At 61.1% G+C, this 24,788-nt stretch carries 23 protein-coding genes and 4 tRNA genes; 9 read left to right on the top strand and 18 right to left on the bottom strand.

From position 1 onward, the window contains the following. Nucleotides 1–6: 6 nt before the first annotated feature. The 11 genes from FW789_RS02270 to FW789_RS02220 form a co-directional block, all read right to left on the bottom strand. Nucleotides 7–279 carry an HU family DNA-binding protein gene (locus tag FW789_RS02270; protein WP_101321070.1) on the bottom strand — a complete coding sequence of 91 codons (273 nt, stop codon included), beginning with the start codon at nt 277–279 and terminating at the stop codon, nt 7–9. Between the two features lie 152 nt (nt 280–431). Then, nucleotides 432–2,828 carry an endopeptidase La gene (lon, locus tag FW789_RS02265; protein WP_207073015.1) on the bottom strand — a complete coding sequence of 799 codons (2,397 nt, stop codon included), beginning with the start codon at nt 2,826–2,828 and terminating at the stop codon, nt 432–434. Between the two features lie 153 nt (nt 2,829–2,981). Then, complete coding sequence (gene clpX / locus FW789_RS02260; RefSeq protein ID WP_103437966.1) at nt 2,982–4,265, bottom strand: ATP-dependent Clp protease ATP-binding subunit ClpX; 1,284 nt, start codon at nt 4,263–4,265, stop codon at nt 2,982–2,984. A gap of 108 nt (nt 4,266–4,373) precedes the next feature. Next, nucleotides 4,374–5,015 carry an ATP-dependent Clp endopeptidase proteolytic subunit ClpP gene (gene clpP / locus FW789_RS02255; protein ID WP_101321077.1) on the bottom strand — a complete coding sequence of 214 codons (642 nt, stop codon included), beginning with the start codon at nt 5,013–5,015 and terminating at the stop codon, nt 4,374–4,376. A gap of 91 nt (nt 5,016–5,106) precedes the next feature. Continuing rightward, complete coding sequence (gene tig / locus FW789_RS02250) at nt 5,107–6,420, bottom strand: trigger factor (protein WP_103437967.1); 1,314 nt, start codon at nt 6,418–6,420, stop codon at nt 5,107–5,109. 234 nt (nt 6,421–6,654) lie between these two features. Continuing rightward, complete coding sequence (locus FW789_RS02245) at nt 6,655–6,960, bottom strand: DUF6388 family protein (protein ID WP_207073014.1); 306 nt, start codon at nt 6,958–6,960, stop codon at nt 6,655–6,657. Between the two features lie 221 nt (nt 6,961–7,181). Next, nucleotides 7,182–7,961, bottom strand: coding sequence for a class I SAM-dependent methyltransferase (locus FW789_RS02240; RefSeq protein ID WP_186699395.1), 780 nt, complete (start codon nt 7,959–7,961; stop codon nt 7,182–7,184). A gap of 242 nt (nt 7,962–8,203) precedes the next feature. Continuing rightward, a tRNA-His gene (locus FW789_RS02235) sits at nt 8,204–8,279 on the bottom strand. A 33-nt stretch (nt 8,280–8,312) separates the two neighbouring features. Then, nucleotides 8,313–8,397 (bottom strand) — tRNA-Leu (locus tag FW789_RS02230). Between the two features lie 57 nt (nt 8,398–8,454). Continuing rightward, a tRNA-His gene (locus FW789_RS02225) sits at nt 8,455–8,530 on the bottom strand. A gap of 50 nt (nt 8,531–8,580) precedes the next feature. Next, a tRNA-Arg gene (locus FW789_RS02220) sits at nt 8,581–8,657 on the bottom strand. Nucleotides 8,658–8,926: 269 nt separating this feature from the next. On the opposite strand from FW789_RS02220, the gene folD reads away from it, so the two are divergent. Continuing rightward, nucleotides 8,927–9,781, top strand: coding sequence for a bifunctional methylenetetrahydrofolate dehydrogenase/methenyltetrahydrofolate cyclohydrolase FolD (gene folD, locus FW789_RS02215; protein WP_101321083.1), 855 nt, complete (start codon nt 8,927–8,929; stop codon nt 9,779–9,781). 77 nt (nt 9,782–9,858) lie between these two features. Here the strand turns inward: folD and FW789_RS02210 are convergent, their stop codons facing one another. Then, nucleotides 9,859–11,562: a putative bifunctional diguanylate cyclase/phosphodiesterase gene (locus tag FW789_RS02210; protein ID WP_446430823.1), complete on the bottom strand. Its 1,704-nt coding sequence runs from the start codon at nt 11,560–11,562 to the stop codon at nt 9,859–9,861. A 401-nt stretch (nt 11,563–11,963) separates the two neighbouring features. On the opposite strand from FW789_RS02210, the gene FW789_RS02205 reads away from it, so the two are divergent. From FW789_RS02205 to FW789_RS02190, 4 genes are all read left to right on the top strand, one after another. Next, nucleotides 11,964–13,274, top strand: a complete 1,311-nt coding sequence (locus FW789_RS02205) for a C4-dicarboxylate transporter DctA (RefSeq protein WP_103437970.1) — start codon at nt 11,964–11,966, stop codon at nt 13,272–13,274. A 69-nt stretch (nt 13,275–13,343) separates the two neighbouring features. Then, entirely contained in the window at nt 13,344–14,051 is a 708-nt protein-coding gene (locus tag FW789_RS02200) for a FadR/GntR family transcriptional regulator (protein ID WP_103437971.1), read from the top strand. Between the two features lie 16 nt (nt 14,052–14,067). Then, complete coding sequence (locus tag FW789_RS02195; protein ID WP_446430822.1) at nt 14,068–14,763, top strand: GntR family transcriptional regulator; 696 nt, start codon at nt 14,068–14,070, stop codon at nt 14,761–14,763. A 74-nt stretch (nt 14,764–14,837) separates the two neighbouring features. Next, the gene (locus FW789_RS02190) at nt 14,838–15,824 is read left to right on the top strand and encodes a hypothetical protein (RefSeq protein ID WP_446430821.1); all 987 of its coding nucleotides are present in this window, start codon (nt 14,838–14,840) and stop codon (nt 15,822–15,824) included. On the opposite strand, the gene FW789_RS02185 is transcribed toward FW789_RS02190, so the two are convergent. Further along, on the bottom strand, nt 15,814–16,242 hold the full coding sequence (locus tag FW789_RS02185) for a PACE efflux transporter (RefSeq protein ID WP_150570772.1): 429 nt from the start codon (nt 16,240–16,242) through the stop codon (nt 15,814–15,816). The genes FW789_RS02190 and FW789_RS02185 overlap by 11 nt on opposite strands. 108 nt (nt 16,243–16,350) lie before the next feature. Between FW789_RS02185 and FW789_RS02180 the strand changes: the two genes are divergently transcribed. The 3 genes from FW789_RS02180 (at nt 16,351) to FW789_RS02170 (ending at nt 20,232) form a co-directional block, all read left to right on the top strand. Continuing rightward, nucleotides 16,351–17,229: a LysR family transcriptional regulator gene (locus tag FW789_RS02180; protein ID WP_186699400.1), complete on the top strand. Its 879-nt coding sequence runs from the start codon at nt 16,351–16,353 to the stop codon at nt 17,227–17,229. A gap of 162 nt (nt 17,230–17,391) precedes the next feature. After that, on the top strand, nt 17,392–19,278 hold the full coding sequence (mcpA, locus tag FW789_RS02175; RefSeq protein WP_446430820.1) for a methyl-accepting chemotaxis protein McpA: 1,887 nt from the start codon (nt 17,392–17,394) through the stop codon (nt 19,276–19,278). Nucleotides 19,279–19,446: 168 nt separating this feature from the next. Continuing rightward, the gene (locus FW789_RS02170; protein ID WP_103437975.1) at nt 19,447–20,232 is read left to right on the top strand and encodes a sulfite exporter TauE/SafE family protein; all 786 of its coding nucleotides are present in this window, start codon (nt 19,447–19,449) and stop codon (nt 20,230–20,232) included. 33 nt (nt 20,233–20,265) lie between these two features. Here the strand turns inward: FW789_RS02170 and FW789_RS02165 are convergent, their stop codons facing one another. Beyond that, entirely contained in the window at nt 20,266–21,309 is a 1,044-nt protein-coding gene (locus tag FW789_RS02165; RefSeq protein WP_446430819.1) for a DUF1176 domain-containing protein, read from the bottom strand. Nucleotides 21,310–21,412: 103 nt separating this feature from the next. Then, nucleotides 21,413–21,952, bottom strand: a complete 540-nt coding sequence (locus tag FW789_RS02160) for a histidine phosphatase family protein (RefSeq protein ID WP_186699406.1) — start codon at nt 21,950–21,952, stop codon at nt 21,413–21,415. Nucleotides 21,953–22,056: 104 nt separating this feature from the next. On the opposite strand from FW789_RS02160, the gene FW789_RS02155 reads away from it, so the two are divergent. Then, the gene (locus tag FW789_RS02155) at nt 22,057–22,626 is read left to right on the top strand and encodes a biliverdin-producing heme oxygenase (RefSeq protein ID WP_446430818.1); all 570 of its coding nucleotides are present in this window, start codon (nt 22,057–22,059) and stop codon (nt 22,624–22,626) included. Here FW789_RS02155 and FW789_RS02150 read toward each other — a convergent pair whose 3' ends face one another. From FW789_RS02150 to FW789_RS02140, 3 genes are read right to left on the bottom strand one after another with little or no spacing between them, the layout of a single operon-like run. Beyond that, the gene (locus tag FW789_RS02150; RefSeq protein WP_207073008.1) at nt 22,627–22,959 is read right to left on the bottom strand and encodes a DUF3325 domain-containing protein; all 333 of its coding nucleotides are present in this window, start codon (nt 22,957–22,959) and stop codon (nt 22,627–22,629) included. It abuts the gene before it with no gap. Further along, the gene (locus tag FW789_RS02145; RefSeq protein WP_207073007.1) at nt 22,956–24,491 is read right to left on the bottom strand and encodes a PepSY-associated TM helix domain-containing protein; all 1,536 of its coding nucleotides are present in this window, start codon (nt 24,489–24,491) and stop codon (nt 22,956–22,958) included. Before FW789_RS02145 ends, FW789_RS02150 begins: the two co-directional genes overlap by 4 nt. Continuing rightward, complete coding sequence (locus FW789_RS02140; RefSeq protein ID WP_186699414.1) at nt 24,488–24,775, bottom strand: iron transporter; 288 nt, start codon at nt 24,773–24,775, stop codon at nt 24,488–24,490. Before FW789_RS02140 ends, FW789_RS02145 begins: the two co-directional genes overlap by 4 nt. Nucleotides 24,776–24,788 lie beyond the last annotated feature (13 nt).

The following is a 24,788-nucleotide window of genomic DNA, read 5'->3' as shown; positions in this document are numbered from 1 at the left end:
GACGACTTAGTTGACAGCGTCTTTCAGGCCTTTGCCAGGCTTGAAGCCAGGAACCTTGGCTGCAGCGATCTTGATCGCAGCACCGGTTTGCGGGTTACGGCCAGTGCGCTCGGCACGGTCTTTGACCGTGAAAGTACCGAAACCTACCAGAACCACGTCGTCGCCTTTTTGCAGAGCGCCCTGTACGGAGTCGATCACTGCATCCAGAGCCTTACCGGCGGTGGCTTTCGAAATATCAGCAGATGTGGCGATAGCGTCAATCAGTTCCGACTTGTTCACTCTAAGTCCCCTTATCTCTAATTTAAGTATGTTTCTAAGTATGTAATTAGTGCATGCAAAACGAGCGCTGGGTGGCCTGTTGACACGAGCGTGCCGCTTTATAGCAAGGGCCCGAAAAAACTGTCAAGGAAAGCCCCCCAGCGTGAGACGTATTAGTGCGTGCTGATTCTTTCCTTGGCATCGCTGTCGCGCTTGTCATCCTTCGCGACGATCTCCGGAGCCACATCTGGCAAGGGCTCGGGGGCGTATTGCAGCGCAATTTGGAGGACTTCGTCAATCCATTTGACCGGTTTGATCTGAAGATCCTGCTTGATGTTGTCCGGAATCTCTTTCAGGTCACGAACGTTCTCTTCGGGAATGATCACCGTCTTGATCCCACCCCGGTGCGCTGCGAGGAGTTTTTCCTTGAGCCCGCCGATGGCCAGAACCTGACCCCGCAAGGTGATCTCGCCGGTCATGGCCACGTCGGCGCGGACCGGGATCTGGGTCAGTGCCGAGACCAATGCGGTGCACATGCCAACGCCTGCGCTCGGGCCATCCTTCGGCGTCGCGCCTTCAGGCATGTGGATGTGAACGTCGCGCTTCTCGTGGAAGTCAGCGGCGATCCCCAGGCTACGGGCACGGCTGCGAACCACGGTTTGCGCCGCCGTGATCGACTCGACCATGACGTCACCGAGCGAACCGGTCTTGATCAACTGGCCCTTGCCAGGGATCACTACCGCCTCGATGGTGAGCAATTCACCGCCCACCTGGGTCCAGGCCAGGCCGGTCACTTGACCGATCTGATCCTGCTGCTCAGCCAGGCCGTAACGGAACTTGCGTACGCCCAGGTGATGCTCGAGCTGCTCGCTGGCGACCTTGACCTTCACCGATTTCTGCCCGCTGTGTTCCTTGACCACCTTGCGGCAGATCTTCGCAATCTGACGCTCGAGCCCACGCACACCGGCTTCGCGGGTATAGAAGCGGATGATGTCGCGGATCGCCGAGACATCGATGTCCAGCTCGTCCTTCTTCAGGCCGTTGGCCTTGACCTGCTTAGGCACCAGATACTTGACCGCGATGTTGATCTTCTCGTCTTCGGTGTAACCCGGCAGACGGATGACTTCCATTCGGTCGAGCAGCGCCGGCGGGATGTTCATCGAGTTCGAGGTGCACAGGAACATTACGTCGGACAGGTCGTAATCGACCTCCAGGTAATGGTCGTTGAAATTGTGGTTCTGCTCGGGATCGAGTACTTCCAGCAGTGCCGAGGCCGGATCGCCGCGCATGTCGCTGCCCATCTTGTCGATCTCGTCAAGCAGGAACAGCGGGTTACGTACGCCAACCTTGGTCATTTTCTGGATCAGGCGGCCCGGCATGGAGCCGATGTAGGTACGCCGGTGACCACGAATCTCGGCCTCGTCACGCACGCCACCAAGGGCCATCCGGACGAACTTGCGATTGGTAGCAGTGGCGATCGACTCGGCCAGCGAGGTCTTGCCGACGCCAGGCGGGCCAACCAGGCACAGCACAGGACCACGGATCTTTTTCACCCGCTTCTGTACGGCGAGATACTCAAGGATGCGCTCCTTGACCTCGTCCAGGCCATAGTGGTCGGCGTCGAGAATTTCTTCAGCCTTGGCCAGGTCCAGGCGGACCTTGCTCTGGGCTTTCCATGGCACCTGCACCAGCCAGTCGAGGTAGGTCCGCACCACGGTAGCTTCAGCCGACATAGGCGACATCTGCTTGAGTTTGTTCAGCTCAGCCTGAGCCTTGGTCAGAGCATCTTTGGGCAGGCCAGCGGCATCGATGCGCTTTTTCAGCTCTTCGACTTCGTTGTGGCCTTCATCGCCATCACCAAGCTCCTTCTGAATGGCCTTCATCTGCTCATTCAGGTAGTACTCGCGCTGGCTGCGCTCCATCTGCTTCTTGACCCGGCCGCGGATGCGTTTTTCCACCTGCAGCAGGTCGATCTCGCCATCCAGCAAGGCCAGCACGTGCTCGACCCGCGCCTGCAGGTCGACGATCTCGAGGATCTCTTGCTTCTGCTCGATCTTCAGCGCCATGTGCGCGGCCATGGTATCGACCAGGCGTCCCGGCTCTTCGATGCTGTTGAGCGAGGACAGTACTTCAGCCGGGACTTTCTTGCCCAACTGCACGTACTGCTCGAACTGCGACAGCAAGCTGCGCACGAACACTTCCGACTCACGCTCTGGGGCGTCGGTTTCATCGATCAGGCTGACGTCGGCACGGACATGCCCATCAACCTCGTTGAAACGCTCGACAGCGCCGCGCTGCTCACCCTCGACCAGGACCTTGACGGTGCCATCGGGCAGTTTCAGCAGCTGCAGGACAGTGGCGATGGTGCCGACGCGGTACAGGGCGTCTTCACCTGGATCATCATCGGCAGGGTTTTTCTGGGCAAGCAGCAGGATCTGCTTTTCGCCCGTCATCGCCGCCTCGAGGGCTTCGATGGATTTTTCGCGCCCCACAAACAGCGGGATAACCATGTGCGGGTAAACGACGACATCGCGCAATGGCAAAAGAGGCAAGTCGAGGGTTGTCTTCATGATTTCGCCTCTACAGCGGCCTTATGGCCGAATCCGGTGGAAATAGTGCTTGGACCTAATGTGGGGGTAGGTCCTTCAAATTACAAGCACTTAAGCGGGAAAAGCAGAAAGGGGCCCTAAGGCCCCTTTCATTTTTCACAACGGCTGCCTGGATCAGGCGTCCGGTGCGGCTTTGGCCTGCGGCTCGTTGTTCTCGTAAATGAGCAACGGCTGCGAGGCACCTTCGATGACGCTCTCGTCAATCACCACCTTGCTGACTTCCTTCTGCGAAGGAATCTCGTACATGGTGTCGAGCAACACGCCTTCGAGAATCGAACGCAGGCCACGGGCGCCGGTTTTGCGCTCCAGAGCCTTGCGCGCGACGGCCTTGAGAGCGTCGCTGCGGAACTCGAGGTCCACGCTTTCCATCTCGAACAGCTTGGCGTACTGCTTGGTGAGAGCGTTCTTCGGCTCGGTGAGAATCTGCATCAGCGCAGCTTCGTCGAGTTCATCGAGGGTAGCCAACACCGGCAGACGGCCAACGAACTCAGGGATCAGACCGAACTTGACCAGATCATCAGGCTCGACTTCACGCAGGGATTCACCAACCTTCTTGCCTTCTTCCTTGCTGCGCACTTCCGCACCAAAACCGATGCCGCCTTTGGTGGAACGGCCCTGGATGACCTTCTCGAGGCCAGAGAATGCGCCACCGCAAATGAACAGGATATTGCGGGTATCAACCTGCAGGAACTCCTGTTGCGGGTGCTTGCGACCACCTTGCGGCGGCACGGAAGCCACGGTGCCTTCAATCAACTTCAACAGCGCTTGCTGCACGCCTTCACCCGAAACGTCACGGGTGATCGACGGGTTGTCCGACTTGCGCGAAATCTTGTCGATTTCGTCGATGTAGACAATGCCCATCTGGGCCTTCTCCACGTCGTAGTCGCACTTTTGCAGCAGCTTCTGAATGATGTTCTCGACGTCCTCGCCAACATAACCGGCTTCGGTCAGGGTGGTGGCGTCGGCGATGGTAAACGGTACGTTCAGCAGGCGTGCCAGGGTTTCGGCGAGCAGCGTCTTGCCCGAGCCAGTAGGCCCGATCAGGAGAATGTTGCTCTTGCCGAGTTCGACTTCGTCGCCCTTCTTGTCACGCTGATTCAGGCGCTTGTAGTGGTTGTATACCGCTACCGCGAGCACCTTCTTCGCGCGCTCCTGACCAATCACGTACTGGTCCAGGATGCCGCTGATTTCTTTCGGCGAAGGCAATTTGTGCGCATTGCTTTCGGCCTGGGCTTCCTGCACCTCCTCTCGGATGATGTCGTTGCACAGGTCGACGCACTCGTCGCAGATAAATACCGAGGGCCCAGCAATCAATTTGCGCACTTCGTGCTGGCTTTTGCCGCAGAAGGAGCAATAAAGCAATTTGCCGCTGTCCTCGCCGTTACGGGTGTCAGTCATTCGATCGATCCAATCCGGTAGGCTTGCAACACAAGATGAAGGCAATTGCGGGCTTTTTCAAGTCCGCAGGCAGGCGCTTTTGACGCCTGCCTGCTCTGGCCCTGAGGATCAGGACGCCAGCTGCCGCTTGTCGTATACCGAGTCGACCAGGCCGTACTCGGCCGCGCGCTGCGCGCTCATGAAGTTGTCACGCTCAGTATCACGCTGGATCGTCTCGAGATCCTGGCCAGTATGGTAGGCCAGCAGCTCGTTGAGACGGGCCTTGATACTGAGGATTTCCTGGGCGTGGATCTGGATGTCGGTGGCCTGACCCTGGAAGCCGCCAAGCGGCTGGTGGATCATGACGCGCGAGTTCGGCAGGCAGTGACGCTTGCCCTTGGCACCCGCGGTCAACAGGAAGGCACCCATGCTGCAGGCTTGGCCGATGCAGATGGTGGAGACATCCGGCTTAATGAACTGCATGGTGTCGTAGATCGACATACCCGCAGTCACTGAACCGCCCGGTGAGTTGATGTAGAGATGGATATCCTTGTCCGGGTTTTCCGCTTCGAGGAACAACATCTGCGCCACTACCAGGTTGGCCATGTAGTCTTCTACAGGACCTACCAGGAAGATCACCCGCTCCTTCAAGAGGCGCGAGTAGATGTCATAGGCGCGTTCGCCGCGAGCGGACTGCTCGACAACCATCGGGACCAGACCGCCTGCGGCCTGGATGTCAGAGCTCTGCTGAATATAAGAATTGCGGGACATGTCCTGCACTCACTCCCAAATAGTCATGGCTTGAATACGCACAAGCCAGCGCGAAGGCTGGCTTGTGGTGGTTTCCTACGAGAGCTGCAGATTACTCAGCTTCGGCAGGAGCCTGTGCTGGTTTTACTGCTTCTTCGTACGAGACCGATTTGTCGGTCACAGTCGCTTTCTGCAGGACAGTATCTACAACTTGCTCTTCCAGCACAACCGAACGCACTTCGTTCAGCTGCTGGTCGTTTTTGTAGTACCAGCTGATGACCTGCTCAGGCTCCTGGTAAGCGGAAGCCATTTCTTCGATCATCTCGCGGACCTTGCCTTCGTCAGGCTTGAGGTCGAACTGCTTGACCACTTCAGCCACGATCAGACCCAGCACGACGCGGCGTTTGGCTTGTTCTTCGAACAGCTCGGCCGGCAGTTGCTCAGGCTTGATGTTGCCACCGAACTGCTGAACAGCCTGTACGCGCAGACGGTTGACTTCGTTTTCCAGCAGCGCTTTTGGCACTTCGATCGGGTTGGCGGCCAGCAGACCGTCCATGACCTGGTTTTTCACCTTGGTCTTGATCGCTTGGCGCAGTTCACGCTCCATGTTCTTGCGAACTTCGGTGCGGAAGCCTTCCAGCGTGGTTTCCTTGATGCCGAACTGGGCGAAGAACTCTTCGTTCAGCTCAGGCAGCTGGGGAGCCGAAACGCTGTTCACGGTGATGGTGAACTCAGCAGCTTTGCCAGCCAGATCGAGGTTTTGGTAGTCCTCTGGGAAGGTCACGTTGACAACGCGCTCTTCGCCAGCTTTGGCGCCTACCAGGCCATCTTCGAAGCCTGGGATCATGCGGCCGGAGCCCAGTACCAGCTGGGTGCCCTTGGCCGAGCCACCGGCGAACTCTTCACCGTCAACTTTGCCGACGAAGTCGATGTTGACCTGATCGTCGATCTGCGCAGCGCGCTCGACAGTTTCAAAGCGGGTGTTCTGCTTGCGCAGGACTTCCAGCATGTTGTCCAGGTCAGCATCAGCCACTTCGGCGCTCAGACGCTCGACGTTGATCGAGTCGAAGCCGGCAACGGTGAACTCTGGGAACACTTCGAAGATGGCAACGAATTCCAGGTCCTTGCCTTTTTCGAAGGACTTTGGCTCAACGGCCGGGGCGCCAGCCGGGTTCAGCTTCTGCTCAACCACAGCTTCGTAGAAGGACGACTGAACCAGGTCACCGAAGGCTTCCTGACGGGCAGCTTCTTCGTAACGCTGGCGGATCACGCTCATTGGCACCTTGCCAGGGCGGAAGCCCGCAACCTTGGCGCGACGGGCAGTCTGCTGCAGACGCTTGTTGACTTCGGTCTCGACGCGCTCGGCCGGGACGGCGATGGTCATGCGGCGCTCGAGAGCGGAAGTGTTTTCAACCGAAACTTGCATGGATATTCCTCGTTGCACAGACGTTAGCCGGCGAAAGCCCGACTCCAGAATCAAGGGCAAGCATTCTAGTGACTCACGCACCAGAAGTCACCCCACTCAAGACGACGGGAAACCTCGCCGATCGATTTCATGGAAAACCCTGCGCAAAATGCGCCAGGCCTCATCTATAAAGGGCTGCACGCAGGCAGCCGCAGCCCTTGACTGAAAAACCTTGTCAAACAAACACGGCGGCAATCAGCCGCGCTCGGGGTCGATCTCGTTGAACGCGCAGTACTCATCCCACACCATGCCCAACGCCTCGGCCACCTCACGGTGCACCTCAAGACGCATGGCGTGCAGTTCTTCAGGGCTCTGAGCGACCAGTTGCAGGGTCAGTTCCCAGGGCTCGATGCCCTGCTCCTGCGCTGCATCATCAAAGGCCCACTGGATCTGCTGAGCCTGCTCGCGCGGGTTCAATTCGCGGATCTCTTCGAGCATCTGCGGATTGGCCTCGGCAAAACGTTGCAGTGCCAGCGCCTGGCGAGCTTCTTTGGCTATCATCGGGTATTTCCTCTGGCGGCAGCTGGCCGCAATTCAACCAGCTGAAATCTATCAGCTTTTACTGAATTGTCACCAGCGCAGCGTGCGCTTGTCACTATCGTGTCAAAGCGCGTCCAGAGGCTGCAGACGCCGAGCACGAGCGGCCCGAGGTGCACCTGCGGGCTAGCCCCCCCCCAATCAGCAGGGGCCGCCCAAGACCTTTGCGGCAATAATGGGCGCGATCAGACGAAACTGATGTTATGACGCTGCGCGCCGTAGACTACACGTGCCGCTGTAATCAGCTGATGTGGGATCTCTACATAGGGCACGTCGGAGTTGGTCAGCGCCACATCGAACAATTGCACCAGCCTGGAATTGCGGCGCACAAGAATCACGTCTGACCAATCCGTATTGGTGACTGCGACGGGGATGAAGTCGGTGCGCTTCATGAAACTGCCCAACGCCTCGAGAACACCCAGATTCTGCTTGGTGCCCATGACGCTGTGACAGCAATCATTGAGCATCATGATGCCATCTTCACCGAGAAACTCCTGATAGCGCATCATATCGCGCAGGACGTATTCGTACTGATGATTGGCATCGACATACACCAGGTCAAACTGATGAATGCCGGTTTGTTGACGGACCTTGTCGATGGCACTGATGGTATCGGCCCGGATCATGCTCACTTCCGGCTTGTCGACGAACTTCGCTGCGCACTCGTCATAGAGCGCATCCCAGGTCGCCGGGTCGTGCATAGAGCCGCCATAGTAGTACTCGTAGGCATCAACCGGTGCGACCCACTCCGGCAGCTCGTCGAATGGGCTGTAGGCATCGTTGGCCGCAGCGCTCCAGCTGTCAATCAGAACCATACGTTCCGGCTCCATGGCCGCATACATCTTCAATGCGTTTTCCCCGCGGAGCACACCCAGCTCCGCCACCAATGGGCGCTTTTCAAGCGACTGGAATACTGCACCCAGCAAACGATAAAAGTTGTCTCGATTGGTATGGCAGACTTTCATGGTTGATCCTTGTATGCACGAGAGTGGCGCGCCAGTAGACCAGCGGCAGACCTCCCACCTAGCAAGAAACCGACCAACAAGAATAAAAAACTAATAGATTCAACAGATTATTCGCGCAAGCCACCCCCCGACAGCCTGCATCATGCGAAGGCGGCGCCAGCCAAATGACGGCCCCCCCCCCCCGAAATGAAGGCAAAAAAAAGGCGCCTGATCATTCGATCGAGGCGCCTTTAATATAAATATGGGGTGGACGATGGGAATCGAACCCACGACAACCGGAATCACAATCCGGCGCTCTACCAACTGAGCTACGCCCACCATAGTGCGGTACTGCGTTGAAACCTTGAAGCATGGTGCGGATGAAGAGACTCGAACTCTTACAGCTTGCGCCGCTGGAACCTAAATCCAGTGTGTCTACCAATTCCACCACATCCGCATGCAACACTTAAATCAAAGGCGCCAGATTGTTCAATCAAGGCGCCTTCGAAAAATATGGGGTGGACGATGGGAATCGAACCCACGACAACCGGAATCACAATCCGGCGCTCTACCAACTGAGCTACGCCCACCATATAGCGGCATTACGTTACTGCATCACTTGCGTGCCTAAGCTGCCTAATGGCGCACCCGGCAGGACTCGAACCTGCGACCATCCGCTTAGAAGGCGGATGCTCTATCCAGCTGAGCTACGGGCACATAAGCAATCTGCCTAACCTCACAGGGGCTGGCAGCAACGCTGCGAACCACCCATTCTGCCCGACTTCGCCAACCAGTGATAGGCTGTGCCCGACAAGTGCGCCGAATGTTATAGACGAGCTGTAAAAGCGTCAACACCTTTCTCTAAAAAATCGAAATTATTGAAGGAGTTAGAGGATTTGCCCGACCACCCGCCTTTGCCCTCGGGCCGTGTCGTGCGAGAATGCGCCATTCTATCTGTTTCTTTCTCGATGGTTAATCACGCGTCTATGACTGCACACCTTATCGATGGCAAGGCGATCGCCGCCAACCTGCGCCAGCAGATCGCTCAACAGGTCGTGGAGCGCCGCCAGCAAGGCCTGCGCACGCCAGGCCTGGCAGTGATCCTGGTCGGCACCGATCCCGCCTCCCAAGTCTATGTATCGCACAAGCGCAAGGACTGCGAAGAGGTCGGCTTTATCTCCCAGGCGTTCGACCTGCCCAGCGAAACCTCCCAGCAAGCGCTGACCGACCTGATCGACCAGCTCAATGAGGACGCCGCAGTCGACGGCATCCTCCTGCAGCTGCCGTTGCCGGCGCACCTCGACGCTTCGCTGCTGCTCGAGCGGATTCGCCCTGACAAGGACGTCGACGGTTTCCATCCGTATAACGTCGGCCGCCTCGCCCAGCGCATCCCGCTGCTGCGCCCATGCACCCCGAAAGGCATCATGGCGCTGCTTGAAAGCACCGGCCAGGACCTGTACGGGATGGACGCTGTGGTCGTCGGCGCCTCGAATATCGTTGGCCGGCCGATGGCGATGGAGCTGCTGCTGGCCGGCTGCACCGTGACCGTCACTCACCGCTTCACCAAGGATCTGGCCGAACACGTCGGCCGCGCCGATCTGGTCGTGGTTGCGGCGGGCAAGCCGGGCCTGGTCAAGGGTGAGTGGATCAAGCCGGGCGCGATCGTCATCGACGTCGGCATCAACCGCCAGGAAGACGGCAAACTGGTCGGCGATGTGGTCTACGAGACTGCCCTGCCCCGTGCCGGCTGGATTACGCCGGTACCAGGCGGCGTTGGGCCGATGACTCGCGCCTGCCTGCTGGAAAACACCTTGTATGCGGCGCAAGAGCTGCATAAATAAGGTCAACGCCAACGGTGGCCACGGCTGTTACAGCGTGAAAAACGGCACTCATGTGCCGTTTTTTTGAGCCCAGTTCATCAGATGCGCTTGAGCACTCCACCAGGCCACTGCTCTGGCTGCACGTAGCCGTGCGCCCACACCAGCACATCCTCCGCCGGCATGGGCCGTGCAATCGCATACCCCTGAGCCAGATCACAGCCCAGCGCCATCAATACCAGGCCATGCTCGTGAGTCTCAAGACCCTCGGCGATGACCTCGCGGCCAAAGGCCCGAGCCAAGCCGATCACCGCCCGGGTCAGAGCCAGGTCATCCTGATCATGCAAAATGTCCCGGACGAACGACTTGTCGATCTTGATCGTCTGCGCCTGCAATCGCTTCAGGTAGCTGAGCGAGGAATAGCCGGTACCGAAGTCGTCCAGCGAGAAACGCACCCCAAGGCCCTGACAAGCCGCCAGGCATTGGCTTACGTGCTGGATATTCTCGATGGCGACCGACTCGACGATCTCCAGGTCCAGCAGCGCCGGATCGACCGAGGCATGGCGCGCCAGCAATTGCTCCAGACGCTCGGCAAAATCAGCGCGCTGCAAATGACGCGCGGCGATGTTGACGCTGACCGACCATTGATGACTTTGCGTGTGCCAGCTCTGCAATTGCTTCAAGGCCTGCTCGATCACCCATTCGCCCAGTTCGACGATCAGGTCGGTCTGCTCGACCAATGGCAGAAAATCCCCAGGCATCACCATTCCGTTGAGCGGGTGCTGCCAGCGCAGCAGCCCTTCAAAGCCCAGCACTTCACCGCTGCGCATATTCACCTTGGGCTGGTAATGCAGGCACAGCTCACCGTCATGCAGGGCCTGGCGAACCCGCGCCACAGTCTGGTGAGTGGCCTTGAGTTCAAGCTCCTGCGTCACGTCGAACAGGTGGTAACGGTTACGCCCGCGCTGCTTGGCGACATACATGGCCTGATCGGCGTGGCGCACCAGGGTGTCGGCATCCTCGTCATCCTGCGGAAACAGGGTAACGCCGATGCTCGCACTGACGATCACGGTCTGCTCGCGTAACGGGTACGGTGCCGCCAGGGCATCGAGGATGCGCTGCAGGCCTGCATGCAGCTGGTCACTGTCCTTTACATGGCGCAGGATCAGCACAAACTCATCCCCTGACAGCCGCGCCACCGAGTCCCCTGCGCGCAAGATGTTTTGCAGACGGCTCGCCACTTCTACCAGCAACCGGTCACCCGCGGCATGCCCGTAGCCGTCATTGACCGCCTTGAACCGGTCCAGATCAAGCATGCACACGGCCAACGGAATGTTCTCTCTGCGAGAAAAGGCCAGGGCCTGATTGAGCAGATCGGACAGGTAGGCGCGATTGGGCAGCCCGGTCAACACATCGTGTCCGACCCGCCACTGCAGGGTGTGCAGCAGTTGGCGCTTTTCGGTCACGTCGAAGCGAATCGAAACGTACTTGCGAACCCTGCCCGACGCCGGATCAACCAATGGCACCATGGTGCTGTCGACCCAGTACAACGAACCGTCCTTGGCACGGTTGCAGATCTCGCCTTTCCAGACCTGCCCGGCCACCAGCGCGCGCCACATATCGAGGAAGAACTCAGGCTCGTGCAGGCCCGAATTGAGGATCCGGTGGTTGGCGCCGAGCAGTTCCTCCCGGCTGTAGCCGGAGATGCTGCAAAACTGCTGGTTGACGTAGGTGATACGCCCGCTCAGGTCGGCTTCGGAAAAAATCGCGGCCGCGTCCACGGCCGCGCGGTAGTTATCGTCCATATGCCATCCTGGCCCAGCGCTTGAACCGCTCCATCCATACAGATTAGACGGCCGCTCAAGCAAAAGCGGCGGATTCTACGTGTCCATGCCGAGAATGGAAATGAGGCCAAAGCATCAGCGTACTGGCTAGCGCCGTTTGGGTCCAAGCGGCATCTGCCATGCCTTACACAGCAAATTGCTCTGGCGCGAGCTTTTGCATAGGTAATTTCCCGCGCCAGAGCGGCTAAATGCAATAGCTCGCAACTGGTCAGACCGGTCAGGCCAAATTCACTTGCAATGTAGGAAATTTCGCGGTTTTATGATCGGGCACTGAACAAACCGGTAAGACCACAATAATTAAGTCCTGCGCTCTTTGGCCCGCTGCTCCATCGAAGCAAGGACACCGATCTGAGACTCCTCCCATGCTTAAGTGGTGCTCGCGTTCGATTTTCCTTCAGGTGGTGCTAGGGCTGGCCCTTGGTATCGTTTGCGGCCTCAGCTTCCCTGAGGTCTCCCTCCAGTTGAAACCCCTCGGCGACGGCTTTATCAAGCTGATCAAGATGCTCATCGGCCTGATCGTGTTCTGCGTGGTGGTCAGTGGCATTTCCGGTGCCGGCGACCTGAAAAAGGTCGGGCGCATCGGCCTCAAGTCGGTCATCTACTTCGAGGTACTGACAACTATTGCCCTGGTCATCGGCCTGGTGTTCGCCTTCAGTACCGGCATCGGTAGCGGCGCCAACATCCATCTGGATCAACTGTCTGTTGCCGACGCCAATGGCCTCGCCGATCGTGGCCAGCAGGTCCACAGTACCGCCACCTTCCTCATGGGCCTGATCCCGACCTCGGTCATCGGCGCCTTCGCCGACAACAACATCCTGCAGGTGCTGCTGTTCTCGGTGCTGTTCGGCAGTGCCCTGAACCTGGTTGGTGAAGCCGCGTCCGGCATCTCGCGACTGATCAACGAACTCAGCCACGTGATCTTCCGCATCATGGGCATGATCGTGCGCCTGGCGCCGATTGGCGTATTCGGCGCAATCGCCTTTACTACCAGCAAATATGGCCTGGAGTCACTGCACCACCTGGGCGGCCTGGTCGCGCTGTTCTACCTGACCTGCGCCGGCTTCGTGCTGGTCGTGCTCGGCACCGTGATGCGCCTGTCGGGCCTGCGCCTGCTGCCACTGATCAAGTACCTGCGTGAAGAGCTGACCATCGTCATGGGCACCGCTTCGTCCGACGCTGTACTGCCGCAGATCATGCGCAAGCTCGAGCACCTCGGTATCGGCAGCTCGACGGTAGGCCTGGTGATCCCTACCGGCTACTCGTTCAACCTCGACGGTTTCTCGATCTACCTGACCCTGGCCATCGTGTTCATCGCCAATGCCACCGGCACGCCGCTGGCCATGACTGACCTGATGACCATCTTGCTGGTATCGCTGGTCACCTCCAAAGGCGCCCACGGCATCCCCGGATCGGCACTTGTGATCCTCGCAGCCACGCTGACCGCTGTGCCGGCGATCCCGGTGGTTGGCCTGGTGCTGGTGCTGGCAGTGGACTGGTTCATGGGCATCGGTCGCGCCCTGACCAACCTGATCGGCAACTGCGTCGCCACCGTGGCCATCGCCCGCTGGGAAAAAGACATCGACCTGGAGCGCGCCAATAACGTGCTCAGCGGCAAACCGGGCTTTGCCCACCAGCCGCGCAAACAACCCATCGCCCATCAACAGGAGTTCTGATTGATACAGGCCGGCAGCGATGCCGGCCTGCTTCAGGAGCGTTATGCAACTTTTATCAGGAAACGACCAATGATCAGTTCATCGACCGTGGTCACATCAGTAGTGGAAAAATTGCGTCAGGCGCTGGCCCGCGGCCAGTGGCGCAGCGGCGAGATGCTGCCCGGCCAGCGCGAGCTGGCCGAACAGATGGGCATCAGCCGGCCGAGCCTGCGCGAAGCGGTAACCGTCCTCGAAACCCTCGGCCTGGTGCGCTCGCTACCGGGCAAAGGGGTGCTGGTTCTGGACGCTGACGCCGCCGCAGCGCAAGAGCCGGTCGGCGACGCCGTCGGCGCTGCCAGTCTGGCCGACGTGCTCGAACTGCGTTACACCCTTGAGCCGTTTATCGTCGGCCTGGTCGCGCAGTCGGCCAACAGCCAGGACATAGGCCAACTACGCCTGACCCTGATGGACATGCGCGAGGCGCTTGACGCCAGCGACAGCGAAGCCGGCGTCAACGCCTACATCGCCTTCCACCAGGAGCTGTTTGCCCTGACCACCAACCCGATTTTCCAGAGCGTGGTGCAACAGACCGGCAATGCCCTCAAGCAAAGCGCCGACATGCTGCGCAATTCGCCCGAGCACCTGACTGCGCGCCTGCGTGAGAACGAAGCGGTAGTGCGTGCCATCCGTGACAAGAACAGCGCCCAGGCCAGTGCCCAGATGCGTCGGCACATCCTTCAGGAAGGCCAGCGCATGGGTATCGAACTGAATATCCCGGACGAACACCCCGGCCCATGACTCCAGGAGAGCGACCATGACCGCTTGCGCCCACGCCGCCAAGCCCCTGCCTGCCCTGCTCGGTGCCGGCGAGACCCGCCTCTCTGCCGAGCAAATCTACCCACGCTTGTTCGACGCCATCCTCGAACAGCGCCTGCCACCTGGCAGTGCACTGCCGGAACAGGCCCTGGGCGACGCCTTTGGCGTCAGCCGCACGGTGATCCGGCGGGTGCTTGGGCGCTTGTCCGATCAGCAAGTGGTGGTGCAGCGTCCAAGCCACACCGCGCACCTGGCCGCACCCGACCCGCAACAGGCGCGGCAAGTGCTCAGCGCCCGCCGCCTGGCCGAAACCACCCTGATCACCCTGGCGACCCAACGGGCCCGTCCCAATCAGATCCGGCAACTACGGCAACTGGTCGAGCGCGAGCGCCAGCACCATGAACAGGGCGAGCGCTGCACGGCGATCCGCCTCGGCGGCGAGTTCCACCTGAAGCTTGCGCAGATGGCTGCCAACGCACCCTTGGCGCGCTTTCTCAATGGCCTGGTGCCGATGACTTCGTTGATCATCGCCCGCTATGAGTCACCCTGCTGCGACCACTGCGCCTGGGAAGAGCACGCCGCGATCATCGATGCCGTCGAAAGTGGCGACAGCAGCGCGGCGCTGACCTTGATGCACGAGCATCTGGACCGGCTCGAAGCCAAGCTCGATCTCGGCCAGGACCACAGCCTTTAGCAAAAACCGCCGCGGGGCCGCTGCCTACCTATAATCAGCTGATCCCATCAGCCTCTTCACAAGGAGGCGCCGGCATGAATGCGCGTGGTGGCTTGCTCTTGCTCTGCCTGGTGCTGGCGGTAAACGGCTGCGCCGGCAAGCGGCCCACTGCGCCGCCCCCGGTCTTTCTGAGTGTCGGTGCCTGGCAGCAGGTCGATCGCGAACTGATCAACGCCTCGTTGGCTGCCACCGGCTCGGCCAACGACTATGCGCGGCGCTCGATGCGGGTGTGGAAGGACGAGGTGCAGAAACGCACCGAAAGCGACTTCATCCCGTGGTTCACCGGCTACTGGACACAACAGTGGCTGACCCTAAAAGTCGCCTGGTACAAGATGAACAGCGGCAACGGTGCCGAGCCACCCGAAAAGCGCCTGGCGCTGTATCTGCAGGAGCAGTATCACCGGCGCGTACTCGAGCCGGTGGCACGGGAGATCAACCCCGAAGCCATCCGTGACCGCGCCAGCGAGTTGTACCTGCAACTGTTTGCCCAGCAACTGACGGCCATCATCCAGCGCTACAACGCCCCGCCCGACCAGCTCAGCCAACGCCTCACGCGGGTCAAGGCAATCGCACTGGGCCCACCCGCTGCTCGGGATGCCAGCCTCTATCAACTGCTCAGAGCCAAACCCCTGGCACAGCAACCAGCCTGGCTTGCGCTGCACCTGCACCTCAATCAACAGGCAGCCAAACTCGCCAGCCAGACTCAGCTCGGCCTGTCGTCTGTGGCCACTCGCGCCAGTGAAAAGCTCAGCGCCACCCTCGCCCCACGCGGTATTGCCAGTGCGGTCGCGGCGGCGGTGGGCAAGGCCGCCGGGGCGTTGATCTCGGTAGCCGCCACCGGCATCGCGATGATCAGCCATGACCAAGAACAACCGCAGATGGTCGAGCAACTGCGGGTGATCCTCAACGTTGCCCTCAACCAGGAGTGGCGCGAGCTGATGGACAACCGCCAGAGTGGGGCGATGTCTGGGGTGTATTACCTGTCGGGGCAGATCGAGGATGGCCTGCTGCTCAAGCAGTAGCCATGGCCGAGGTGGGCAGGCCGAACAGGCGATCAAAGGCCCAGTTGTAGGCAAAGGTGTAGCACGGCACCAAGATAATGAACGCGAGATCTACCACCAGTGCTTCGAGCAGGGTCATGTCCAGCCACCAGGCAATCAGCGGGATCAGGTACACCACCAGGGTCAGCTGAAAACCAATGGCATGCGCCAGCCGCCGCGCCACGCTGCGCCCGCGCTTGCTCTGGCGCGCCTCCCAGTACTCGAACAGGCTGTTGTAGATCAGGTTCCAGAGCATCGCGATCGTGGTGATCATCACCGCCAGCGGCCCGGTATGTGACGCCTGGGTGTCGGACAGATACGCCAGCCCGAGTGTCGACATGCACAGGCCGATCAGCTCATAGAAAGTCACGTAGACCAGTTTGCGTTTGACACCTTGCACAGCGTTTACCTCAAGTGTTGCGTTCACCGAAGGCGCACAGGATGCTTCAGCAGACTTGACAGGAAAAGTCAGCTGCTATCAGCTTTGCTGACAGGAGCCTACCCAATCATGAATTTTTCCAGCGATACGATTCAGTTGTTTCTTGCCGTCCTCGACCACGGCTCGTTCTCGGCCGCCGCCCGCGCCTTGCGCCGGGTGCCATCGGCGGTGAGCATGGCAATCGGCAATCTCGAAGCTGAGCTTGGCTACCCGCTGTTTCAGCGAGGCCCGCGTGAGGCCCGCCCTACCCCGCAAGCACTCGCACTCGAGCCTCATGCACGGCTGATCGGCGACCAGCTGGGCCGCTTGCAGGTGCATGCGCTGGAGCTGTCCAGAGGGCTGGAAAGCAGCCTGGCCATTGCGGTAGTGCCGGACATCGACCACCAACCCCTGCTGCAAGCCATTGCGACCTTGAGCGCACGCTACCCGCTGCTCGACGTTGAGCTGATCAGCGCGCCGCAGGATGAGGCCCTGCACTTGCTCGACAGTGCACGGGTGAGCCTGTGCCTGGCGTTTGCCGAGCTCAAGGTCGACTCGCGTCGCAGCTTTCACAACATCGGCAAGGAGTCTCTACTGGCAACCCTGGCACCGCATCATCCGGCCCTGAACGGCAAGCGCATCCGCTACCTCGAAGACCTGGTCAATGTGCGCCAGATTCTGGTCTGCAGCAGCGAGCTGCCACTGGCTGATCCACGCACGCTGATCGGCGCCGCACACTGGCGCAGCAACAGCCTCGATCTGGCCCTGCAGATGGTCGAAGCAGGCTTGGGCTGGGGTGACTTCCCGGCCTCCCGAGTCAGCCCCCTGGTCGCCGCCGGGCGCTTGCTGCAGCTGGATTTCGGCAATACCCAGAACGCCCTGGAGCTGCCCGTGCATGCTTATTGGAGCAAACAGCAGCCGCTGGCGCAGGGCGCGCGAATGCTGGTCGAGTTGTTGACCGAGCATTAGCCGCAAGGCAAACCAGCCCACGCTCACCGTCCGTCGCCATGCACTAAATAAAGCCGCACTGCCCTATCAGCTTTATCCAGCTTGAGCCGATAGAAATCAAGTAAGCCGTCATCGCGTCACAAGCGCCCGGCGTCCTCTCAACATGGCTCAAGGTCTCGAAACATGAACCTGAAGTTCCGCCACAAGATTCTCCTCAGTGCCTGCGGTGTCGTGGTGCTGGCATTTGCCCTGTTCACCCTCTACAACGACTACCTGCAGCGCAGTACGATCCGCCAGAACCTGGAATCGTCGGTGCAGCAGGCCGGCGCCTTGACTGCCAGCAGCGTGCAAAACTGGATGAGTGGACGCATCCTAGTGCTGGAAAACCTCGCTGAAGACATTGCCGAACAAGGTGCTGGCAGTAACCTGGCCGGACTGATCGGCCAGCCTTCGTACACCCGCAACTTCCTCTTCACCTACCTGGGCCAGACCAATGGCGTATTCACCCAGCGCCCTGACGAGAAGATGCCTGACACCTACGACCCGCGTCAGCGCCCCTGGTACAGCGCCGCTGTCAGCGCCGGCCAGACTCTGCTGACGCCGCCCTACCAGAGCGCCGTCGGCGGCCTGGTGGTGACCATTGCCACCCCGGTCAAAGCCAAGGCCGACGGCCAACTGCTCGGTGTGATCGGCGGCGACCTGTCGCTCGACACCCTGGTCGAGATCATCAATTCGGTCGACTTCGGCGGCATCGGCCATGCGTTTCTGGCCGACCGCGACGGCCAAGTGATCGTCAGCCCGGACAAGACCCAGGTGATGAAAAACCTCAAGGACATCTATCCAGCCGCCAACCTGCGCGTCGAGCCAGGCATGCAGGACGTGGTGCTCGATGGCCAGGAGCGGCTGATCTCGTTCGCCCCGATCAACGGCCTGCCTTCGGCCAAGTGGTATATCGGCCTGTCCATCGACAAGGACAAGGCCTATGCGGCGCTGAGCCAGTTCCGCACCTCGGCGATCATTGCCATGCTGGTTGCCGTAGCGGCCATCGCCGGTCTGCTCGGTTTGCTGATCCCGGTATTGATGCGCCCGCTGACCACCATGGGCCGCGCCATGCGCGACATCGCTGAAGGCGAAGGCGACCTGACCCGCCGCCTCACCGTGCAGAACCAGGACGAGTTCGGCGAACTGGCGACCTCGTTCAACCGCTTCGTCGAGCGTATCCATGCCTCGATCAGCGAGGTGTCCTCGGCCACCCGCCTGGTCCATGACCTCTCGGAAAAAGTCGTCAGCGCCTCCAATGCCTCGATCAGCGGCTCGGAAGAGCAAAGCATGCGCACCAACAGCGTCGCGGCGGCGATCAATCAGCTCGGTGCCGCGACCCAGGAAATCGCCCGCAACGCCGCCGACGCCTCGCAACATGCCAGCGGCGCCAGCGACCAGGCCCATGACGGCCGCCAGGTGGTCGACGATGCCATCACGGCGATGACCGCACTGTCGCTGAAGATCAGCGAGTCGTGCGAGCAGATCGAAATCCTCAACACCAGCACTGACGACATCGGCAAGATCCTTGATGTGATCAAAGGGATTTCCCAGCAGACCAACCTGCTTGCACTCAACGCTGCCATCGAAGCTGCCCGCGCCGGTGAAGCCGGCCGTGGCTTTGCCGTGGTTGCCGACGAGGTGCGCAATCTTGCCCACCGTACGCAGGAGTCGGCAGAAGAGATTCACCGCATGATCACCAGCCTGCAGGTCGGTTCGCGTGAGGCGGTGCACACCATGAACGCCAGCCAGGTCTCGAGTGAGCAGACCGTGCAGGTCGCCAACAAAGCCGGTGAGCGGCTGGCCAGCGTCACGCAGCGGATCGGTGAAATCGACGGCATGAACCAGTCGGTGGCCACCGCCACCGAAGAGCAGACCGCCGTGGTCGAGAGCCTCAATCTGGACATCACCCAGATCAACACCCTCAACCAGCAAGGCGTGCAGAACCTCAACGAGACCCTGCAGCACTGCGATGCGCTGAGCCAGCAGGCTGGGCGTCTGAAGCAGCTGGTCGGCAGTTTCCGTATCTGATCCAGCCCCGCGTAAAAAAGCCCCGCGCCAGCTACGGCGCGGGACTCGCCCGCAACACCCTCCCGCACCCGGTTATAACCTAATAACCAACAAATCTATTTGGCTATATCAACTACCTATATGCTTGCGCTCATCCGATCACGGGCAAGTTGGGCAGTCGAGTAACGTATGGATGTAGGTTCTTTCGGTTTCACCATTGCAGGGCTAATCGTAGGTTTCATCGTTGGCATGACTGGCGTTGGCGGCGGGTCGTTGATGACGCCGATCCTGCTCTGGTTTGGCGTCAACCCTGCAACTGCCGTGGGCACCGACCTGCTCTATGCTGCTATCACCAAGGCCAGTGGCGTCTGGGTGCACGGGCGCAACAAGAACATCGACTGGAAGATCACCGGCTGGCTCAGCCTGGGCAGTGTGCCTGCGGCAGCAGTTACCCTGTGGTTCCTCAGCACGCTGCATGCCGACACCTCGGCGCTGAATGCGGTGATCAAGCAAGGCCTGGCTGTGGTGCTGATCCTGACCGCGCTGGCGCTGCTGTTCAAATCGCGCCTGCAGGCCTTTGCCAGCCGCCATGCCGGCGACCACTATCACCTCAGCGATCGCACCCTCAACGGCCTGACCGTGTTCACCGGGGTGATCCTCGGCGTGATGGTGACCCTGACCTCGATCGGCGCCGGTGCCCTGGGTACGGTAGCGTTGTTCCTGCTGTACCCGTTCCTGGTTACCCGCCGCCTGGTCGGCACCGAGATCGCTCACGCCGTGCCGCTGACGCTGGTCGCGGGCCTTGGCCATGCCGGCATGGGCAACATGGACTGGTCGCTGCTCGGTTATCTGTTGCTGGGCTCGCTGCCGGGCATCTACCTGGGCAGCCACCTCAGCGGGCGCATCTCCGACAACGTCCTGCGCCCATGCCTGGCGGCGATGCTGCTGCTGATCGGTTACAAGCTGGCGTTCTGACCTTCTCCCGGGGCTGCAGCGCAGCCCCTGCCGTTACTTGCCGGCGCGCCACAGCACCGGCCAGTATTCCGAAGAAACCTGCGCACAGCGGTCCATCTTGGCCAGGCTGAGCAAGCGCATGCGCTCACCGTCGTAGCGCCAGATCTCGTTGACACCGCAGTCGCCAATTCCGCGGCCTTTGTCGAAGCCATACAGCTCGCCGCTGTTCGAATCGAACGCGACATAACCGGTCAAGCGGCTGTCGACCACCTCACTTGCCGGCGCCTCGAACGGTAGCTCGCTGATCATGTAAGGCGCTGCGCGGCCAACCCGGTACAGCGTGTACGAGCAATTGTAGGCGCCGCATTCCGAACTGATCAGGGCCAGCGCGTAATGGTTGTCGAGTGGCTGTAGTTCGAGGCTGCGCACACCCTCTTGATCAAATACATCGCCGTCGGCCTTGGCTTTGGCCATGACCGCGCTACGCATCTGCGTAGCCTGCTCAGGGTCCAGCGCGGGCGCTGCGTTGAACAGCGGCAGCTTGGCCATAGTGAGTGCTGGTGGCACGCTGGCATCTGCGGCAGCGCCGGGGCGCACCAATGCGCTGGCATGGCCGATACGGCCTTGCACCGAATCGATCAGCAGCAGCGCCGCACTGATGCCCAGCAGCGATGCCTGCAACTCGCCGTCGCTGCTGGCCGCTGTCAGGCGCTCGCCGTTGCGCAACTGGCGCACGAGCGCGGCGCCGGCCTCACCGTCCAACTGCAGGACGGTTTGATATTCGTCGCGCTCCTTGTGCCAGCTGGCCGTCAACGGCTGGCCGTCGAGCAGCGGTAGCGAGTCCCAGGCCGCGCCGCCGACCACGCGCAGGCTCAGCGCACCGTTCAGACCAGCCTCGCGGTGCACCACCAGCCACAGCGAGTTGGCATCTTCCTGCGCTGCGGCGACGGCGGTACAGGCGCGGGTGTTGTCGCAGCCAACGATCCAGTCCTTGATCTGCCGATATACCGGTACCGGCTCCGGGCCAGCCGCTACGGCCAGGCTCGGCAGCAACGCGAGGCCGAGCAGGGCTGCCCGGCATGGGAGGGTTACGTGCATCATGCTGATTCCTGTGCAGTCCTTGAGGTGCCCTGAACGGGCCTGGCGATCATTGCAGATGCGCCGCCAAGTGCAACCGGGCGTTGCCAGGATTTGCGTCAGGTCACAGCAAACGCACTCGCCACTGCCCGTTGAAGCTCAACTGAAGTTTTGCCAGGGGCAGTACATCGATGCGCTGCAGAGCAGCCAGCGGGCAGTCGAGCAGTTGCCCAAGCACAGCCCTGATCACCTGAGGATGAGTCACTGCCAAGGTCGAGCCAGGGCTATTGAATGCCGCAAGCCAAGCGGCCACTCGTTCGCTCAGCTGAGCCAGGGATTCGCCGCCGTGGGGGGCACTGTAGGGATCGCTCAGCCACTGCGCCAGCGTATCCGGCTGCTCGCGCTGCAACTGTTTCAGCGTCAATCCCTGCCAGCGACCCGGATCAGCGTCGGCCAAGGCTGGCTCAATCATCACCTGATCGCCCAGCACACCGGCGGTGTCGAGGGTGCGGCGCTCGGGCGCTGACAATACCTGCGTGTAATCAGCCATCAGCTCAGCGGCAGAGGGCAGCGCCAGCAGCGCATCATCAGGGCAGGCCATACGGCCGAGCCGCTGGGCATCGGTCAGTCCATGGCAGATCAAGGTCAAGCGAACAGCTTTCACCGGTGTCCTCCAACGCAGGCTTCAGGCGCGCTGATACTACGCTGCCACCGCCACCTTGCGGTAGGATGCTGTCTAGATGCCATACCCTTCTACCCGAGCCGCCCATGCCCCACACCCCCAGCCCGCTTCTGCTCGCACTGCGCGCAGGTACCCAAGCCTGTCATCAGCGTCTGGAAGCCCGCTTGCCGTTTTTCCGTGATGACTTCGACCTGCCTGCCTATCGACGGCTGATGCAGGCTTACTATGGCTTCCATGCCCCGCTACAAGCGCTACTGGCAGATCATCAAGACAGCGAGCGGGCCAAGACCGCAGTGCTCGAACATGACCTTCTGGCGTTGGGCCTGAGCCGCGCAGAGGTTGCCGCCCTGCCCCGCTGTCAGGCGCTGCCGGCAACTGCCGATGAAGCCAGCGTGCTCGGCGTAATGTATGTGATCGAAGGCTCGACCCTGGGCGGTCAGGTGCTCAAGCGGGCGATGGCCGAGCGCCTGGGGATCGACAGCGACCACGGCGCGCGCTTTCTCGACGTGTACGGGCCACTGACCGGTGCGCACTGGCGCAGTTTCCTGCAGCGCCTCGACCAGCCTGCCGCCAGTCACCCGCAGACGGTGGCCGCCGCCATCGCTACGTTTGAGTGCTTCGAGCACTGGCTGCAGGACTGCGGCGTGCTGGCCTGATCAACCGAACAGGTGCAGCACACCCCACACCGGTATTGCCGCCACCAGCGCTACGGCGAACCTGGGCCAGTACGGCAGCAGCATCACCAGCACTACCGCCGCCAGCGAGATCACCCCAAACCAGGCCACCGCGCCCATCGCCCAGCCCCAGGCCTGAGCGCACAGCAGCAAGCTCAACAGCAGCCCCAGCCAGCCCAGCGCGCGCAGGCTCAGGCGCAGCGCTGGCGACGGTGACCGTTGCCACACCTGTTTGTAATGGCGCTCCAGCCCCTGACACAAACCGAGCATGCCGGCATAGGCAAACAGCAGGCTACCCGTCACCAGACTGATCATGCCTTGGCCTCCATTGTGCGCGCCGCGCGCGGCTTGACCACCACCGGTTTGGGGCACGCCGCACGCCATGCCGCCAAGGCCAGGCCAATACCCAACACCAGGCCCGTGACCTCGACACCCAGGCGCAGGTGGTCGACGCCGCCGGCAAAGATACCCAGCACACCCAGACCACCGCACAGCACGGCGCAAAGTGCCAACTGCTCGACCCATGCCTGTTTGGCAGGGCGTACGCCGGCATGCAGCAACGCCAGCAGCCACAGGCCAAAGAACGCCCGCACTTCCCAAGCCTCACGTTGCGCCAGCTCCGCTGGCAACAGTCGGCTGGCCCACAGTAAGCCGACACAGGCGACCATCAGGCCGCTGATAAAGCCAACGTTGCACACTTCAGCCACGCGATACCAACGTCGCGCCGCCGCATCGGCACGGCTGTCGGCAGGGGCATATTTGCGCCCACGCTTGACGCAAAACAGCACCAGCCCGCTGGCGATCATTGCGCAGCTGATCAAGCCGCAGATGAAGTACAGCCAGCGCATCGGGTAACCACCAAACTGCGCAAAATGCAGCCCGGCCATGACCCGCTGAGTCAGCGGCGCCGGGCGCAGCTCAGGGACGTCGCTGAGCAGCCTGCCGCTGACACCGTCGAACACCATTGCATTGCCTTTGGTCAGCGCGATGCGGTTACCCAGCACCGGCCGCACTTCGATCAGCGCCGCGGCGGTGTTCGGGTTACGAATGCCAATGCTGCCAATTGGCCCGAGACGGGCTTCGGCCTGGGCCAGCAGCGGCGCCAGTTCGACCAGATCGGCGGGCGTCTTGGCCAGCCGTCGCGGTTGTTCCACACGGGCATTGCCCTGGGCCTGGAAGTACGCCCGGCTGTCGCCCTCGAACACCGCGTCCACGCCTGCGGGGATGTAGATCATCATGAAAATCACCAGGCCGGTGTAGGTGATCATCAAGTGAAACGGCAGCAGCAACACCGCGCTGGCGTTGTGAAAGTCCAACCACGAGCGCTGGCCTTTGTCGGGGCGGAAGGTAAAGAACTCCTTGAAGATCTTCTTGTGAATGACGATGCCGCTGATCAACCCCGCAAGCATCACCAGCGCCAGCGCGCCGACCACGAAGATGCCCCAGTTGCGCGGCAGGTCGAGGGTGAAGTGGAAGCGGAAGAAGAAGTTGCCGCCGACGCTGTCACGTACGGCAAGCGGCTCGCCGCTGTTCGGGTCGAGCGGCACCACCACGCCGTGGCGGCGATCGCCGGTGGAGACGCTCAAGCCCGGCGAGCGTTCGGTCGGCAAGCTGATACCCCAGTTGCCGGCGTTGGCTTGGTGCTGTTGCAGGTAACTGATCGCGCGCTTGGCGGCATCGGCCTGGGACACTGTACTTGCCGGGATTTCTGGCTGCATCCAGTGGCTGAGCTCTTTGTCGAACACCGCCAGGGTGCCGGTGACAAAGATCGCGAACAGCAGCCAGCCAAAGATCAGCCCGGCCCAGGTGTGCAGCCAGGCCATCGATTGAGTGAAGGTGTTTTTCATGCCAGCCACCGCAGCGCCTGCGGCCAGAAGCCAATCAACGCCAACGGCACCGCCAGCGCCAGTGGCGCCCAGGCGCGCAGCGCGTCACGGCTGGCGAAGGCCCAGAGAATCGCCAGGGTATAGAAGACGAACGCCGGCAGCGTGGCGACGATCACTGCGTCCGCCGGCGACAGCGGCAGGATCCGCGCCAGGCAGGCGGTGCTGGCATAACTGAAGGCGTAGCCACCCAACAGGGCTGCGCCGCTGCGCGACAGGATGCGCAGCCAGGTTGGGGTTTCGCTCATCAGAAGGTCCTTG

The sequence above is a fragment of the Pseudomonas sp. 1121_17 genome (assembly GCF_052850745.1).
Note: the sequence above shows the minus strand (reverse complement) of the source record. Positions and strands in the feature narration are given on the sequence as shown.

Excerpts from the sequence above, each read along its gene's own strand:
- lon (WP_207073015.1), bottom strand. The coding sequence starts at position 2,828 with ATGAAGACAACCCTCGACTTGCCTCTTTTGCCATTGCGCGATGTCGTC.
- clpX (WP_103437966.1), bottom strand. The coding sequence starts at position 4,265 with ATGACTGACACCCGTAACGGCGAGGACAGCGGCAAATTGCTTTATTGC.
- clpP (WP_101321077.1), bottom strand. The coding sequence starts at position 5,015 with ATGTCCCGCAATTCTTATATTCAGCAGAGCTCTGACATCCAGGCCGCA.
- tig (WP_103437967.1), bottom strand. The coding sequence starts at position 6,420 with ATGCAAGTTTCGGTTGAAAACACTTCCGCTCTCGAGCGCCGCATGACC.
- FW789_RS02245 (WP_207073014.1), bottom strand. The coding sequence starts at position 6,960 with ATGATAGCCAAAGAAGCTCGCCAGGCGCTGGCACTGCAACGTTTTGCC.
- FW789_RS02240 (WP_186699395.1), bottom strand. The coding sequence starts at position 7,961 with ATGAAAGTCTGCCATACCAATCGAGACAACTTTTATCGTTTGCTGGGT.
- folD (WP_101321083.1), top strand. The coding sequence starts at position 8,927 with ATGACTGCACACCTTATCGATGGCAAGGCGATCGCCGCCAACCTGCGC.
- FW789_RS02210 (WP_446430823.1), bottom strand. The coding sequence starts at position 11,562 with ATGGACGATAACTACCGCGCGGCCGTGGACGCGGCCGCGATTTTTTCC.
- FW789_RS02205 (WP_103437970.1), top strand. The coding sequence starts at position 11,964 with ATGCTTAAGTGGTGCTCGCGTTCGATTTTCCTTCAGGTGGTGCTAGGG.
- FW789_RS02200 (WP_103437971.1), top strand. The coding sequence starts at position 13,344 with ATGATCAGTTCATCGACCGTGGTCACATCAGTAGTGGAAAAATTGCGT.
- FW789_RS02195 (WP_446430822.1), top strand. The coding sequence starts at position 14,068 with ATGACCGCTTGCGCCCACGCCGCCAAGCCCCTGCCTGCCCTGCTCGGT.
- FW789_RS02190 (WP_446430821.1), top strand. The coding sequence starts at position 14,838 with ATGAATGCGCGTGGTGGCTTGCTCTTGCTCTGCCTGGTGCTGGCGGTA.
- FW789_RS02180 (WP_186699400.1), top strand. The coding sequence starts at position 16,351 with ATGAATTTTTCCAGCGATACGATTCAGTTGTTTCTTGCCGTCCTCGAC.
- mcpA (WP_446430820.1), top strand. The coding sequence starts at position 17,392 with ATGAACCTGAAGTTCCGCCACAAGATTCTCCTCAGTGCCTGCGGTGTC.
- FW789_RS02170 (WP_103437975.1), top strand. The coding sequence starts at position 19,447 with ATGGATGTAGGTTCTTTCGGTTTCACCATTGCAGGGCTAATCGTAGGT.
- FW789_RS02165 (WP_446430819.1), bottom strand. The coding sequence starts at position 21,309 with ATGCACGTAACCCTCCCATGCCGGGCAGCCCTGCTCGGCCTCGCGTTG.
- FW789_RS02155 (WP_446430818.1), top strand. The coding sequence starts at position 22,057 with ATGCCCCACACCCCCAGCCCGCTTCTGCTCGCACTGCGCGCAGGTACC.
- FW789_RS02150 (WP_207073008.1), bottom strand. The coding sequence starts at position 22,959 with ATGATCAGTCTGGTGACGGGTAGCCTGCTGTTTGCCTATGCCGGCATG.
- FW789_RS02145 (WP_207073007.1), bottom strand. The coding sequence starts at position 24,491 with ATGAAAAACACCTTCACTCAATCGATGGCCTGGCTGCACACCTGGGCC.
- FW789_RS02140 (WP_186699414.1), bottom strand. The coding sequence starts at position 24,775 with ATGAGCGAAACCCCAACCTGGCTGCGCATCCTGTCGCGCAGCGGCGCA.